Origin of the sequence: uncultured Microbacterium sp. (genome assembly GCF_947489255.1) — a bacterium.
Taxonomy (GTDB): domain Bacteria; phylum Actinomycetota; class Actinomycetes; order Actinomycetales; family Microbacteriaceae; genus Microbacterium; species Microbacterium phycohabitans.
This window is the reverse complement of sequence record NZ_CANLCY010000002.1, coordinates 673,916-688,476: the sequence shown is the minus strand read 5'-3', so window position 1 is coordinate 688,476 and position 14,561 is coordinate 673,916. Positions and strand designations below refer to the sequence as shown.

The following is a 14,561-nucleotide window of genomic DNA, read 5'->3' as shown; positions in this document are numbered from 1 at the left end:
GCGGCGACGTGCGGCCCCGCGGCGCGTACCGTCGGGCGCAGCCTCGACCCGAAGAGGAGGAACCCGTGAGCCCTGTCCTGCCCCCTCTCGAGGTCGAGCGTCGGCCTCCGGCCCCGGCATCTCGGCGCCCCTGCACCCCCGTGGTCCCGGTGCTCCGGTCCGAACGGCGGGCCCCGGCATCCCGATCCGTGCGCGACGAGCGGCGGATGCCGTGACCGTGGCGCTCGCGATCGTGGTCGCCGTCGCGACGGTCGGCGTGTCGACGCTGGTGTGGGGCACGGTCGGCATCCTGCGTCTGCTCGCCGAGCACCGCGCGGCGCCGCCGTGGGGAGCGCCGTCGATGTTCTACCGCGCCGACGAGGTCGCCGTGCTGATCGCCGCCCACGACGAGGAGCTCGTCATCGCCGATGCGGTGGCCGCCGCGCGGCGCCTCGTCCCGGCCGGGAACGTCTTCGTGGTGTCGGACGGCTCGAGCGACGACACCGTCGCACGAGCACGTCGGGCCGGTGCGACGGCGTTCGACCTCGTCCCCAACCGCGGCAAGGCCGGCGCCATCCGCGCGGGGCTCGATCACTTCGGCATCGCCGCCCGGTTCCCTCTCCTGCTCCTGCTCGACGCCGACTCGCGCCCTCGTCCCGATTACCTGCGCACCGCGCTCCCGCTGTTCACCGACGACGGGGTGGTCGCGGTCGCCGGTCGTGCCACGACAGCCGTCGACACCCCGCGCACCGCCGTCGGTCGCGTCCTCACGGCGTATCGGGAACGCACCTACGTCTGCACGCAGTACCTGCACAAGTTCGGTCAGGCCGCGCGCGGGGCCGACGCCGTGGCGATCGTGCCGGGGTTCGCGAGCCTCTACCGCACCGATGTGCTGGATCGCATCGACATCGAGGCCCCGGGGCTGTCGATCGAGGACTTCAACATGACGTTCGAGGTGCACGCGAAGGGCCTGGGCCGCATCGCGTTCCATCCCGGCTGCGCGGTGGCCGAGACGCAGGATCCCGCGACCCTGCGCGACTACACGGCCCAGGTGCGACGGTGGAGCCTCGGCTTCTGGCAGACCGTCCGGCGGCACGGCCTGCGGCGCGGACTGTTCTGGGCTTCGGTGGGGGTGTTCGCGATCGAGACCGTCGTCTCCAGCCTCGTGCTCGCCGCGGCGCTCCCGGTGCTGCTGGTCGCCGGGCTCGCGGCGGGGGGCGCGGCCGTGCTCACGGGACCGGCGGCGCAGACGGCGGCGGCGGTGTCGGCGGCGCTGCCGGTCGCACCGCTCGCGCTGGCCTTCCTCCTCGTGGACGCGCTGATGACGGTTTTCGCTTGCGCGCTCTCGGGCACCCGGCCGCGCGTGTGGATGCTGCTGTTCCCACTGCTGCGGGTGTGGGATGCGATGCTGTGCCTGCGTGCGCTGGTGTCGTCGTGGGGGCGCCCGTCCGACGGGCGGTGGCGCAGCCCCGACCGTCGCCCCGCCGCTCTCTCGGCGGCACCGACGCGGGCGGCCGCCCTGCCCTCGGCATCCCTGCCTGTCTCCGCCGACGGGCGCCGGCGTCGCCTCTCCGCGACACCGGTGCCCGTCCCGTTCACGGCGTCGCCGCTCCCCGGAGCAGCGAGACGAGGTGCACGCGCGAGCTGACCCCGAGCTTGCGGTAGATGCGGGTCAAGCGCAGTTCGACGGTGCGCAGCGAGATGAACAGCGCCGAGGCGATCTCTCGGTTGCGCAGCCCCTGCTGCACCAGGGCCACGACCTCCTGCTCCTGCGGCGACAGCACGCGGCCGCGGGCCGGGGCCGCGCTCACGCGCGGCGCGGGGGAGCGCTCCGCCATCGGCAGGCACCGCTGGAGCGTCGCGCGCAGGGCCAGGTGCTCCGACGGGGAGTCTGTGCTGAGCAGCACGGCGTCGGCGTCGCGGAATGCGCGCGCCCCATCCTCCCCCGAGCGGCACACGGCACGGGAACGTGCCACGGCGAGCGTCGTCCACCGGCGCGGATGCCGGGCGGCGGCCGCCTCGAGCCGGGCGAGCTCGCGACGCGCATCGGACGAGCGGCCGGTCAGCCATAGGGCCTCGATCAGGTCGGCGTCGATGCGCAGCAGCGAGGGGTCGTCCGACCCCGGGGCGTCACCGGCCGCACGGAGCAGGCTCACGGCGTCCTCGTACCGTCCCTCGGCCAGGGCGAGGCTCCCCTCCAACGCGGCGAAGAACGGCAGGAGGGCCGTCCGCCCCTCGCGCCGGCACAGGTGGCGGCCCCGGGCGATGAGGTCGGGAGCGCTCGCGTCGAGGGGGTCGACCGCGGCCGCCGCGGCGCACAGCAGGGTCGTCGCGGCGTCCTCCGGGCGACCCGGGGGCCACTCGTGGCGCCAGGCCGTCATGGCCTCGCGCACCGCCGTCGGGTCGCCGCCGCGCACTTCGCAGGTCACGAGGAGGCGCAGCAGTCGCTCGCGCCACAGTGGCGCCACGCGGGGCATGCGTTCCAGCAGCTCGGTCGCCTGCCGTCGAGCGGCGGCGTACTCCTCGCGCAGCATGCGCAGGCTCGCGGCGAGGGAGGCGATCTCGATCGGTGCGTCCGCGGCGACGGCGGAGGGGTCCAGCGGTGGCGGCACGGGGCGTGTCGCCGTGGGGCCCGTGGATCCGAGCTCGGCGATCAGCAGGCGCAGCAGCCCTGTCTCGGTCGATGCGACGCTCGCCGCTGCGGCGGCGTCGAGGCACCCGAGCGCCTCGGCGACCTCCCCGCGTGCGAGGTGCAGCCGGGCGTTCTCGCACAGCAGGCGCTCGACCCCCTCGGCCCATTCCGCGTCGGTCTCGTCGCGGGCGAGGGCATCGTCGATCACCTGGTCCACGCTCGCCCCCGCACGAAGACGAGCGATCGCCGCGCGCACCCGGACCGCGGCGTCGTCGCTGCGGCCGGCGCGACGCAGGTAGTGCTGCCCCAGCAGGTCGAGCCCCTGGAGCACGAGCGCACTCCCGAGGTCGACGAGTCCGCGGGTGCGGCCCTCGTCGTCGAGGGAGCCCGACAGTGCGCGTTCGGCGAATTCGACGGCGGATGCCGTCTCCCCGGCGCGCGCGAAACCGACCGCCGCCGCGAGGAGCGGGCCGCGGTCGCCGCCGGGCTCGAGGAAGCTCTCGTGCCACAGCTGGGTGGCACGGTCGCGACCGCGGTGGTCGTCGGCGGCTTGCGCGTGCAGCCGGCGACGATCCTCCGGGGCCATCGCCGCGTGACGCCGCAGCCGCAGCGCCGGATCGCTCATGCGGGCCAGATCGTCGTGCACGCGAACCGTGCCGTCGTCGATCAGCTGGTCGACGTCGACGCCCTCGGCGAGGGCGGCGAGTCGCAACCGGTCGTAGTCGTACACGGGGCCGATCGAGAGCAGGTCGAGCACCGCATCCGTCCGGGGTCCGCGCGGCGAGAAGCCGTCGCGTCGCGGCCGACCGCTGCGGTCCTCCGACAGGCGCAGGGGGAGGTGCAGGGCGTCTTCGCCGGCCGCCTCGGCGGCGGTCAGCCGCACGCGAGTGAGCACGCCGGGGTCGCCGCCGGTGAACATCACGACGACGTGTCGCACGGCCGCCGCGCTCGCGGGACCGACGATCGCCCGTGCGAGCTCCGAGGCCGCCTCGAACGCGAGGGGCTCGAGGTGCACGTGCGGCACCGCGATGACCTCGTGACGCTGTCCGAGCGCCCCCACCGTGGCGAGGATCGTGACGCCCGTGCCGCGGAGGCGCCCGAACACGAACGACAGCACCGTGAGGCTCGCCCCGTCCATCTCGTCGAGGTCGTCGATCACGAGCACGGCGCCGTCGTCTCGGATCAGATGCAGCGTGCGGCTGAGTTCCTCGGCCAGCAGGTGCTCCGGCCAGTCGCGTCCGCGATCCAGGATGCCGTCGATCGCGGCGCCGCGTGCACCGCCGAGTCCGGCGGCGACGGCGGAGAGCCCCGAGTACGGCCACATCCGCTCGCTCGGACTCACCGCGACCAGACTCGCCGCATGCTCGCGCGCGAGTTCACGGGCCAGGGCCGATTTGCCCAGGCCCGCATCGCCGACGAACACGCACGCGGCTCCCGTGCGCAATCCGACGGTCCTCCGTGCGATGTCGAGCTCTCGCGCGCGACCGAAGAATGGCATCCGACGCTCCCTCTAGCGTGAGCCGGTGAGCGACGATCGAAGTCGCCGCGCCGGTTCAGGATGCCCCCCCTGCAGGAAGGGTAAGCCGCTGTGTCAGGGAAGGCAAGGGCCGGAGGATTTCCGGACACAATACGCAAAGGGCCCGGATGCCACGCATCCGAGCCCCTGGCGCCGTCGGTGTTCCGTCGCCGGTACCTGCGGCCGCGGCAGGAGGCTCTGCGCCGTCGCTGCGCGCGAACCGGGCGCCGCGGCGCTCAGTACTCGCGGTCGATGAGCTGCGGCGGAACCTGGTCGGCGGCCACCTCGTCGACGAAGAACGCCGTCCGTCGGCGTCCTTTCGCCCCCGCGGCGGGCACGCTCTGGTAGCTCGCCCCGGCCAGGGCCAGGCCGAGGGCGGCGGCTTTGTCGGCGCCCGCGATGACCATCCACACGCGCTTCGAGGAATTGATCACCGGCCGCGTCAGCGAGACGCGGTCGCTGGGCGGCTTCGGAGAGTCGCGCACCGGCACGGTGGCCCGGTCGGTGACCGAGATCTCGGGCCGGTCGGGGAACAGCGAGGCGATGTGCGCGTCGGGGCCGACGCCGAGGAAGCAGATGTCGAACGACGGCCACGGCCCGGTCTCGCTGCGATCGGACGGGGCGAACTGCGCCAGCTCATCGGCGTAGGCGATGGCCGCGGCATCCAGGTCGAGACCGTCGTCGCTGGAGGCGACGACGTGGATGTTCTCGGCGGGGATGTCGAGGTGGTCGAGGAACGCCTCGCGCGCCTGCTTCTCATTGCGGTCGTCGGAGTCGCGGGGCACGAAGCGTTCGTCACCGAACCAGAAGTGCACGAGCGACCAATCGACCTCGGTCACCCGCGGATCGCGGGCGGCCGTGCGCAGGACCGCTCCGCCCATCGTGCCGCCGGTGAGGCAGACGTGCATGCGCTTGCCCTCGGCCACGCGCTTGACGATGCGGTTCATGAACCGGGTCGCGACGTACTCGGCGAGAGTCTGCGCATCGCGCTTGATGATGACGCGCTTGGCCGCGCCGCCGTCGGTCATGATGCGTCCTGTTCGCTCGCCGCCCGCAGCAGATCGTGGCCCTCGGTGATGACGCGCCCGTAGAGCAGGTCGGGGTCGAGGCGGCGCAGCTCCTCCGCCAGGCACTCGCGGAGGGTGCGGCGCGGGAAGGCGAGATCGTGCGTGGGCTGACCGGGCTGGGTGAGCACGGCGATGCCCGCCTCGGGGCGCTCGAGCAGCGTGTCGCCGCTCGGTCGCGTGAGGCGCACCGACTTGATGCCGCTCGCCCACTCCTCGGACGGCAGGTAGGCGTAATCGACCGGGGCTTCGAGCTTCATTCCGAGCCAGGCCGCCAGCAGGGCGGTCGACGGGGAGTCGGCGGCGCCGCGCACCTCGATCGCGGTGACCGGCTCGAACGGCGGCTGATCCAGCACCGCCGCGAGCTGCTCGCGCCACCGGGTGACCCGCGTCCACGCGAAGTCGGTGTCGCCGGGGGAGTAGTGCTCGCCCAGCTGGGCGACCCACCCCGCGGGATCCGCCTGCGACGAGGCATCGGTGATCCGGCGCTGGGCGATGCGGCCGATGGCCGAGCGCGACGGGTTCTCGGGCGCCTCGGCGGGCCACCAGGCCACGACAGGGGCGTCGGGCAGGAGCAGACCCGTGACGAGGCTCTCGGCGTTGGAGGCGGCGGCCCCGTGGGCGCGCAGCACGACGACCTCGCTCGCTCCCGCGTCGCCGCCGACGCGGATCTGCGCGTCGAGACGCGGATCCTCGTCCTCGTCGCCGAGCAGCACGGCGATGACGCGCATCGGGTGCTCCCGGGAGGCGTCGTTCGCGGCCTCGATGACCTCTTCCTCGGCACCGTGGTGCGTCACGATGATGAGCGTCAGCACGCGCCCGAGGGCGACGGCGCCGCCCTCTTCGCGCACGCTCACGAGGCTCTTGGAGATCGCGCTGACGGTCGTGTCGGGCAGATCGATGATCACGGGCGCCTCCAGGTGCGGCCGTCGCGGGCGAGGAGTTCATCGGCGGATGCCGGTCCCCACGACCCGGGCGAATACTGTTCGAGAGGACCGCCCTCGGCGGCCCAGAACTCCTCGATCGGGTCGAGGATCTTCCAGCTGAGCTCGACCTCTTCGTGCCGCGGGAACAGCGGCGGGTCGCCCAGCAGCACGTCGAGGATCAGGCGCTCGTAGGCCTCGGGGCTGGCCTCGGTGAAGGCGTGGCCGTACCCGAAGTCCATCGTGACGTCGCGCACCTGCGTGCCGTCGCCCGGAACCTTCGACCCGAAGCGGATGGTGACGCCCTCGTCGGGCTGCACGCGGATGACGAGCGCGTTCTGCCCGAGCTCCTGCGTCTGGCTGCGCGAGAACAGCTGCTGCGGGGCGCGCTTGAACACCACGGCGACCTCGGTCACGCGGCGTCCGAGACGCTTGCCGCTGCGCACGTAGAACGGCACCCCCGACCAGCGGCGGGTGTTGATCTCGAGCTTGATCGCCGCGTACGTCTCGGTGACCGACTCGGGGTTCATGCCGTCTTCCTCGAGGAAGCCGAGCACCTTCTCCCCGCCCTGCCAGCCCCCGGCGTACTGACCGCGCGCGGTCGCCTCGGACAGGTTCTCCGGCAGGCGGACGGCGGCCAGCACCTTCTCCTTCTCGGCGCGCAGGTCGGCGGCGTTGAAGCTGATGGGCTCCTCCATCGCCGTGAGGGCGAGCAACTGCAGGAGGTGATTCTGGATGACGTCGCGCGCGGCGCCGATCCCGTCGTAGTAGCCCGCGCGACCGCCCACGCCGATGTCCTCGGCCATCGTGATCTGCACGTGGTCGACGTAGTTGCGGTTCCAGATGGGCTCGTACAGCTCGTTCGCGAAGCGCAGCGCGAGGATGTTCTGCACGGTCTCTTTGCCGAGGTAGTGGTCGATGCGGAAGATCGAGTCGGCCGGGAACGCGCTCTCGACGACCTCGTTCAGCTCGCGGGCCGACGCGAGGTCGTGCCCGAAGGGCTTCTCGATGACGACGCGGCGCCACCCGGTGGTGTCCTCGCCCTTCTCGCCGACCAGTCCCGAGGCCTTCAGCTGGGTGGTGACCAGCGGGAACGCCTTCGGCGGGATCGACAGGTAGTAGGCGTGGTTGCCCATCGTGCCGCGCTCGGTGTCGAGCTTGTCGACGGTGTCGCGCAGGCGCGCGAACGCCTCGGGGTCGTCGAACTCGCCCTGCACGAAGCGGATGCCCTCGAGGAGCTCCTTCCACGTCTCCTCGCGGAATTCCGTGCGCGCGTACTTCTTGACCGACTCGTAGACCACCTTCGCGAAGTCCTGGTCCTCCCAGTCGCGGCGGGCGAAGCCGACCAGCGCGAATCCAGGGGGAAGCAGGCCGCGATTGGCGAGGTCGTAGACCGCCGGCATGAGCTTCTTGCGCGACAGGTCGCCCGTCACGCCGAAGATCACGAGCGCGCTCGGACCCGCGATGCGATTGAGTCGGCGATCCTCGGGATCGCGCAGAGGATTGTGACCCGGTGTGATCTCTACGACCATGCTTACTGTGCCGCCTCGAAGAGTGAGAGCACCTCGACCTGCGGGTCGGTCAGCGTCAGCGTGACGACGGGACGACCATGGGCCTCCGCCAACACGCTCGCGTCTCCCGCGGCCTGTGCCTGGATGAGTTGTCCGAACGTGAACGGGCGCCCCGGGATCTCGAGGTCGACGTCGGTGCGTTCGATGATCTGGAGGAACACGCCGGTGGCGGGTCCGCCCTTGTGGTACTGCCCGGTGGAGTGCAGGAACCGCGGACCCCACCCGAAGGTGGTGGGACGGCCGGTGTCGGCCGCCACGAGTTCGCGCAGCCCCGACAGCTGGGCCAGGTCGAGCCGGTTCACGTACGCCTGCACGCTCACGTAGCCGTCGGCCGGCACGCGGGCCCACAGGGCCGCGAGGACGCCCTCGACGGTGCCGCTTTCGGCGAGAGCCGGGTCGGAGACGCGCACCTCGACGCCGTCGGCGACGAACGCCGGCGCCGTCGGGACGGGCTGCGCCTCGAGCAGTCCCCGGGTCGCCTCCTTCGCCGACTCCACGTCGGGCTGGTCGAACGGGTCGATGCCCAGCATCCGTCCGGCGATCGCGGTCGCGTACTCCCACACGACGAACTGCGCGCCGAGCGAGCCGCTCACCAGGACCTCGCCCGTGTGGCGCTCGAACAGGTGGAACGCGTCGGCGTCGTCGACGAAGCGCACGACCTGCAGATCGTCGGGCTTCGCGTCGAGCTCGGGCGAGACGGGCAGGAGCACGACGGGCAGGATGCCGGTGCCGTCCTTGCCCGTGGACTCGGCGACGAGCTGCTCGATCCAGTCGGGCAGGCCGATCAGGTGGCTTCCGTCGGTGACGAGCCCGAGCTTGTCGCGACGGTGCGCTCCGCCGCCGGCGATGGCGGCGGCGAGCACGAGGGCGGGGTTCTCGGGGGAGTCGATCGCCACCTCGAGCAGCGTGGCGTCGGCCTCGTCGAGCAGGTCGTCGATGTCGACGCCCGCGAGCCCCGCCGGCACGAGGCCGAAGGCGGTGAGCGCCGAGTAGCGCCCCCCGACGGTCGGATCGGCGGTGAACACGCGGTAGCCGTCGGCGCGGGCCGACTGCTCGAGCGGGGAGCCCGGGTCGGTCACGACGACGATGCGCGTCGCGGGGTCGATGCCGACGTCGCGGAAGGCGGTCTCGAAGGCCCGCTTGGCGGAATCGGTCTCGATCGTCGACCCCGACTTGCTGGACACGACGAGCACGGTCTGTTCGAGCCCACCCGACTCGGCGTCTCCGTCGATGGCCGCGAGCACCTGCCCGGGGGCCGTGGAGTCGAGGATGACGAGGGGCACCCCCGCCGACTGGGCGATGACCTCGGGCGCGAGCGACGAGCCGCCCATTCCGGCCAGGACCACCCGGGTCACGCCCTGCGCGACGAGGTCGTCGCGCAGGGCGGTGATCTCGGGCACGAGGGGGCGGGAGACGGAGACCGCCCCCACCCACCCCAGCCGACGCGAGGCCTCGTCTTCGGCGGCGGCGCCCCACAGGGAGGCGTCGCCGGCCGTGATGCCGGATGCGACGAGCGAGCCGGTCAGAGCCGGCAGCTCGGCGTCGACGACCGACTTGACGTGGCCGGTGACCTTGACGGCGAAGCTCACTTGGCGGCCTGGGCGCTTCCGGCCTGCAGAGCGGTCTTCACGGTGTCCTGCAGCTCGTGCCACGAGGCGATGAACTTCTCGACGCCCTCGTCCTCGAGCACCTGCGTCGCGTCGGCGACGTCGACGCCGGCCGCCGCGAGGCGGTCGAAGACGTCGTGCGCCTCGGCGTACGCGCCCGTCACGGTGTCACCCGTGATGACGCCGTGGTCGAAGGTGGCCTCGAGGGTCTTCTCCGGCATCGTGTTGACGGTGCCGGGGGCGACGAGCTCGGTCACGTAGAGCGTGTCGGGCAGCGCGGGGTCCTTGACACCCGTCGAGGCCCAGAGGGGACGCTGCACCGTGGCACCGGCATCCAGGAGCTTCTTCGCGCGGTCCTCGGAGAACTTCTTCTCGTACAGCTCGTAGGCGAGACGGGCGTTGGCGATGCCCGCCTTGCCCTTCAGGTCTGCGGCCTCGTCGGTGCCGATCGCGGCGAGACGCTTGTCGATCTCGGTGTCGACGCGCGAGACGAAGAACGACGCCACCGACTGCAGGGTCGTGATGTCGTGACCGGCGGCCTGCGCCTTCTCGACACCGGCGAGGTACGCGTCGATGACCTCTTCGTAGCGCTCGAGGCTGAAGATGAGCGTGACGTTGACCGAGATGCCCGCACCGATGACCTCGGTGATGGCGGGCAGGCCCGCCTTGGTCGCGGGGATCTTGATGAGGACGTTCTTGCGGTCCACGCGCGCCGAGAGGTCCTTCGCCTGAGCGACGGTGCCCTCGGTTTCGTGGGCGAGGTCGGGGGAGACCTCGATCGACACGCGGCCGTCGACGCCGTTCGTGGCCTCGAAGACCGGCAGGAAGATGTCGCACGCGTCGCGCACGTCGTCGGTTGTGATCGAGAAGATCGCCTCGTCGACGCTGGCGTCGGCGGCCGCGAGCTCCTTGACCTGACCCTCGTACGCCTCGCCCTTCGACAGGGCGCCGGCGAAGATCGTCGGGTTGGTGGTGACGCCCGACACGTTGCGCTTCTCGATGAGCTCGGCGAGGTTGCCGGACTGGATGCGCTGACGCGACAGGTCGTCCAGCCAGATGCTGACGCCGGCGGCCGAGAGGTCTGCGGTGGGAGTGCTCATTGTTCTGGTTCTCCTCTGATTACTTCTTCGCGGCGGCCAGCGACTCGCGCGCGGCCTCGACGACGTGCTCGGTGGTGATGCCGAACTTCTGGAACAGGGTCTTGTAGTCCGCCGAGGCGCCGAAGTGATCGATCGCGACGGAACGGCCGGCGTCGCCGACGATGCCCGCCCAGCTGAGCGCGGAGCCCGCCTCGACCGACACGCGCGCCTTCACCGACGACGGCAGCACCGACTCGCGGTAGGCCTCGTCCTGCTCGGCGAACCACTCCAGCGACGGAGCCGACACCACGCGGGCGTGGACGCCCTCGGCGGCCAGGGTCTCGCGCGCCTCGACGGCGAGCTGCACCTCGGAACCGGTCGCGATCAGGATCACGTCGGGCTCGCCGTTCTTCGCCTCCGCGAGCACGTACGCGCCCTTGACGGCGCCGGCGGCCGAGGCGAACTCATCACCGGATGCCGCGCCCTCGCCGCGGGCGAAGACGGGGATGTTCTGACGCGTCAGGGCGATTCCGGCGGGACCGGCGGTGCGGCGCAGCATCTCGAGCCACACGACACTGGTCTCGTTGGCATCCGCGGGACGCACGAGGGCGAAGTTCGGGATGGCTCGGAGCGTGGCGAGCTGCTCGATCGGCTGGTGCGTGGGGCCGTCTTCGCCGAGGGCGACGGAGTCGTGCGTCCAGACGAAGATCGTCGGGATGTTCATCAGCGCGGCCAGACGCACCGGCGGGCGCATGTAGTCGCTGAAGATGAGGAAGGTGCCGCCGAACGGACGCGTCGGTCCGTGCAGCACGATGCCGTTGAGGATCGCGCCCATGGCGTGCTCGCGGATGCCGAAGTGCAGCACGCGGCCGTAGGGGTCGCCGGACCACTCGTGCGTGGACCACGACGAGGGGATGAAGGACTTGGCGTCCTTGATCGTCGTCAGGTTGGACTCGGCGAGGTCGGCCGAACCGCCCCAGAGCTCGGGGAGCTCGGCGGCGAGGGCGTTGATGACCGTTCCGCTGGCGGCGCGGGTGGAGACGTCCTTGCCGGCCTCGAACGCGGGCAGCGCGTCGGCGATGTCGGCGGGAAGCTCGCGGGCCTGCAGGCGGTCCCACAGCTGCTTGCGCTCGGGGTGCTTCGCGGCCCAGGCGTCGAACTTCTCCTGCCAGGCGGCCTTCTCGGCCTCCCCGCGCTCGACGAGCTCGCGCGTGCGCTCGAGCACGTCGTCGGCGACGGCGAAGTGCTGCTCGGGGTCGAAGCCGAGCACCTCCTTCGTGGCCTTCAGCTCGTCGGCGCCGAGGGCGGAACCGTGGATCTTGCCCGAGTTCTGCTTGCCGGGCGAGGGCCAGCCGATGATGGTCTTGAGGATGATGAGCGACGGCTTGCTGGTCTCGCCCTTGGCGGCCTCGATCGCCGCGTGCAGCTCGGCGACGTCTTCGACGTACTGCCCCGTCTTCTTCCAGTCGACGGTCTGGACGTGCCAGCCGTACGACTCGTAGCGCTTCTGGACGTCCTCGGTGAAGGCGACGTTGGTGTCGTCTTCGATCGAGATCTGGTTGGAGTCGTAGATCGCGATGAGGTTGCCGAGCTCCTGGTGGCCGGCGAGCGAGGAGGCCTCGCTGGTCACGCCCTCCTGGAGGTCGCCGTCGCCGGCGATGACGTAGACGAAGTGGTCGAAGGGGCTCTCGCCCGCCGGGGTCTCGGCGTCGAAGAGGCCGCGCTCGTAGCGGGCGGCATAGGCGAAGCCCACCGAGGATGCCAGGCCCTGGCCGAGCGGTCCGGTGGTGATCTCGACGCCGTCGGTGTGGCCGAACTCGGGGTGGCCGGGGGTGAGCGAGCCCCACGTGCGCAGCGCCTGGAGGTCCTTCAGCTCGAGGCCGAAGCCACCGAGGTACAGCTGCACGTACTGCGTGAGCGAGGAGTGTCCGGCGGAGAGGATGAAGCGGTCGCGGCCGGGCCAGTGCGTGTCGGCCGGGTCGTGGCGCAGCACCCGCTGGTACAGCAGGTAGGCGGCGGGGGCCAGCGACATGGCCGTGCCCGGGTGGCCGTTGCCCACCTTCTCGACGGCGTCAGCCGCCAGGATGCGTGCGGTGTCCACCGCGCGCCGATCGATCTCGTCCCATTCGAAGTCCGACAACACGGTGCCTTTCTCGATCCTGCGCCCGGTTCACAACCGACGTCCGCGCTCGTCACCGTAGGAGTGGGAGGGGGGTGGGGTGTCGGCGCGGGGCGCGCGTTCTTCGCCAGCATAGCGAGAACGACCGACGCCGTTGCCGTTCGTGACGGGGGTCGACAGGCGGCCGGGGGTGTGGTGGGGATGGCATAGAATCGGAGGGATTCATACGCGCTACCCCGGGGGACGATGGACATCTCGACGACGTCGCACGTCATTGCGACGACCGATCGCCGCTCCGTCGGACGCACCCTCCGGGCCTACGTCGCTCTGACGAAGCCCCGCGTCCTCGAGCTTCTGCTGGTGACCACCGTGCCGGTGATGATCCTGGCGCAGGGTGGACTGCCCAACCTCTGGCTCATCCTCGCCACCGTGATCGGCGGCTCGCTGAGCGCCGGGTCGGCGGCCGCGTTCAACATGTACCTCGACCGCGACATCGACGCCCACATGCAGCGCACCGTGAACCGTCCGCTGGTGACCGGCGAGGTCTCGCCGCGGGGCGCGCTGATCTTCGCGTGGACGCTCGCGGTCGTCTCGACCGTGTGGCTCCTGGCGTTCACCAACCCGCTCGCGGCCGGGTTGTCGGCGGCGGCGATCTTCTTCTACGTGGTCATCTACACGATGATCCTCAAGCGCCGCACCGAGCAGAACATCGTGTGGGGCGGCATCGCGGGCTGCTTCCCGGTGCTCATCGGGTGGTCGGCCGTGACGGGTTCGCTCTCGTGGGCGCCCTTCATCCTGTTCGCGCTGGTGTTCCTGTGGACGCCGCCGCACTACTGGCCGCTGTCGATGAAGTACGCGGCGCAGTACGACGAGGTCGACGTCCCCATGCTCGGCGCCACCCGCAGCGGGTCGCAGGTGGGTCTGCAGGTCATCCTCTACGCGTGGGCCACCGTCGCCTGCTCGCTCCTGCTGATCCCCGTCGCCTCGATGGGCCTGGTCTACAGTGTGTCCGCCCTGGTGTTCGGCGGCTGGTTCATCTACGAGTCCCACCGCCTCTACTCCCGCGCCGTGCGCGGCGGAGAGCCCCGGCCGATGCGCGTCTTCCACGCGTCGATCACGTACCTGACGCTGCTGTTCGTCGCCATCGCGGTCGACCCGCTGCTGCCCTTCTGATCCGTCTCGTCGACGCCCGTCCCGCTCTCGGGGCGGGCGTTCGCGATTCCGGATGCCGTGTCCTCGAACGGCCGCGGTGCGAGTGCGCGACGCGAGCGCACCGTGCGCACGCATGAACGCGATCCGCGCGCGGATGAGACCGCTGCTCTCGCGGTCCATGCGCGGAGGAGACGTCCATGCGTGAGACACCCGCCGGAAGTACGTCGCCGGTCTGAGCGCGGCGCACGAACGAGCGCGCCCCCACCGTCGTCGAACGCTCCGGTCTCGACCGCACGCGAGAACGCCCGCCCCCTGGACGGGAGCGGGCGTTCGTGCGAGACCGGCGTCAGCGACGCGTGGTGCCGTCTCCGGTGTCGAGCGTGGGCTCGTCGTGGCGAGCGGCTGCGGCGGCCTGCGGGGGAGCGGTCGCGGTCGAGGGGGTCTCGACGTCGGCGTCCTCCACCGCGAGGGGTGCGGCGGTCGTGCTCGGCGCGAAGGGGGCGGCGGGAGCCGAGGTCTCGGCAGCGGTCTCGTCGTCGCTGTTCCAGTCGATCGTCTCGATGGCGACCTCGGGGCGACGGGTCAGGGCCGCGGCGGCGCCGAGGGCCAGGGCGAGGGCGATGCCGATCGCACCGGCGCCGAGGACGGCGGCGCCCACGACGACCCAGGACTGACCGACGTAGACCTGCACGACGGTGGCGTTGGGGTCGTTGAGCACCTGTTCCATCGCATCGATCCCGTTCAGGACGATCGCGAGTCCACCGGCGATGGCGGCCAGGGAGGCGACGACGAGCACCCAGAACGGGATGCTGGTCACCAGGCGGGGGCGGGTCTTCATGGGGAGTACTCCTTGTCGTTCCGGTGCGGGGGCACCGGACTGGCGTCTCCCGACGCGGTGGCATCGGGAGTGCCCGGGCTG

General features: G+C 71.7%; 10 protein-coding genes. 2 read left to right on the top strand and 8 right to left on the bottom strand.

The window, feature by feature from the left end:
* Positions 1 to 211: 211 nt before the first annotated feature.
* On the top strand, positions 212 to 1,627 hold the full coding sequence (locus Q0818_RS07180) for a glycosyltransferase family 2 protein (RefSeq protein ID WP_298873073.1): 1,416 nt from the start codon (positions 212 to 214) through the stop codon (positions 1,625 to 1,627).
* On the opposite strand, the gene Q0818_RS07175 is transcribed toward Q0818_RS07180, so the two are convergent.
* From Q0818_RS07175 to tkt, 7 genes are all read right to left on the bottom strand, one after another.
* Positions 1,575 to 4,109: a LuxR C-terminal-related transcriptional regulator gene (locus Q0818_RS07175; RefSeq protein ID WP_298873071.1), complete on the bottom strand. Its 2,535-nt coding sequence runs from the start codon at positions 4,107 to 4,109 to the stop codon at positions 1,575 to 1,577. The two genes, Q0818_RS07180 and Q0818_RS07175, sit on opposite strands and share 53 nt — an antisense overlap.
* Before the next feature lie 254 nt (positions 4,110 to 4,363).
* Complete coding sequence (pgl, locus tag Q0818_RS07170; RefSeq protein ID WP_298873069.1) at positions 4,364 to 5,155, bottom strand: 6-phosphogluconolactonase; 792 nt, start codon at positions 5,153 to 5,155, stop codon at positions 4,364 to 4,366.
* Entirely contained in the window at positions 5,152 to 6,099 is a 948-nt protein-coding gene (locus tag Q0818_RS07165) for a glucose-6-phosphate dehydrogenase assembly protein OpcA (protein ID WP_298873067.1), read from the bottom strand. Before Q0818_RS07165 ends, pgl begins: the two co-directional genes overlap by 4 nt.
* Positions 6,096 to 7,646, bottom strand: coding sequence for a glucose-6-phosphate dehydrogenase (gene zwf, locus Q0818_RS07160; RefSeq protein ID WP_298873065.1), 1,551 nt, complete (start codon positions 7,644 to 7,646; stop codon positions 6,096 to 6,098). Before zwf ends, Q0818_RS07165 begins: the two co-directional genes overlap by 4 nt.
* Before the next feature lie 2 nt (positions 7,647 to 7,648).
* Positions 7,649 to 9,274, bottom strand: coding sequence for a glucose-6-phosphate isomerase (locus Q0818_RS07155; protein WP_298873064.1), 1,626 nt, complete (start codon positions 9,272 to 9,274; stop codon positions 7,649 to 7,651).
* Complete coding sequence (gene tal / locus Q0818_RS07150; RefSeq protein ID WP_298873062.1) at positions 9,271 to 10,392, bottom strand: transaldolase; 1,122 nt, start codon at positions 10,390 to 10,392, stop codon at positions 9,271 to 9,273. Before tal ends, Q0818_RS07155 begins: the two co-directional genes overlap by 4 nt.
* Positions 10,393 to 10,411: 19 nt before the next feature.
* Positions 10,412 to 12,511: a transketolase gene (gene tkt / locus Q0818_RS07145; RefSeq protein ID WP_298873160.1), complete on the bottom strand. Its 2,100-nt coding sequence runs from the start codon at positions 12,509 to 12,511 to the stop codon at positions 10,412 to 10,414.
* 225 nt (positions 12,512 to 12,736) lie between these two features.
* On the opposite strand from tkt, the gene Q0818_RS07140 reads away from it, so the two are divergent.
* Positions 12,737 to 13,663 (top strand): heme o synthase, encoded by a 927-nt coding sequence (locus tag Q0818_RS07140; RefSeq protein ID WP_298873060.1) that lies wholly within the window; start codon positions 12,737 to 12,739, stop codon positions 13,661 to 13,663.
* A gap of 325 nt (positions 13,664 to 13,988) precedes the next feature.
* Here the strand turns inward: Q0818_RS07140 and Q0818_RS07135 are convergent, their stop codons facing one another.
* A complete protein-coding gene (locus tag Q0818_RS07135; RefSeq protein WP_298873058.1) occupies positions 13,989 to 14,480 on the bottom strand; it encodes a dinucleotide-utilizing enzyme in 492 nt (163 codons plus the stop codon).
* Between the last annotated feature and the right edge of the window lie 81 nt (positions 14,481 to 14,561).

Bases quoted from the DNA above. Each gene is read 5' to 3' on its own strand.
- pgl (WP_298873069.1), bottom strand. From the start codon at position 5,155: ATGACCGACGGCGGCGCGGCCAAGCGCGTCATCATCAAGCGCGATGCG.
- zwf (WP_298873065.1), bottom strand. From the start codon at position 7,646: ATGGTCGTAGAGATCACACCGGGTCACAATCCTCTGCGCGATCCCGAG.
- Q0818_RS07140 (WP_298873060.1), top strand. From the start codon at position 12,737: ATGGACATCTCGACGACGTCGCACGTCATTGCGACGACCGATCGCCGC.
- Q0818_RS07175 (WP_298873071.1), bottom strand. From the start codon at position 4,109: ATGCCATTCTTCGGTCGCGCGCGAGAGCTCGACATCGCACGGAGGACC.
- tal (WP_298873062.1), bottom strand. From the start codon at position 10,392: ATGAGCACTCCCACCGCAGACCTCTCGGCCGCCGGCGTCAGCATCTGG.
- Q0818_RS07135 (WP_298873058.1), bottom strand. From the start codon at position 14,480: ATGAAGACCCGCCCCCGCCTGGTGACCAGCATCCCGTTCTGGGTGCTC.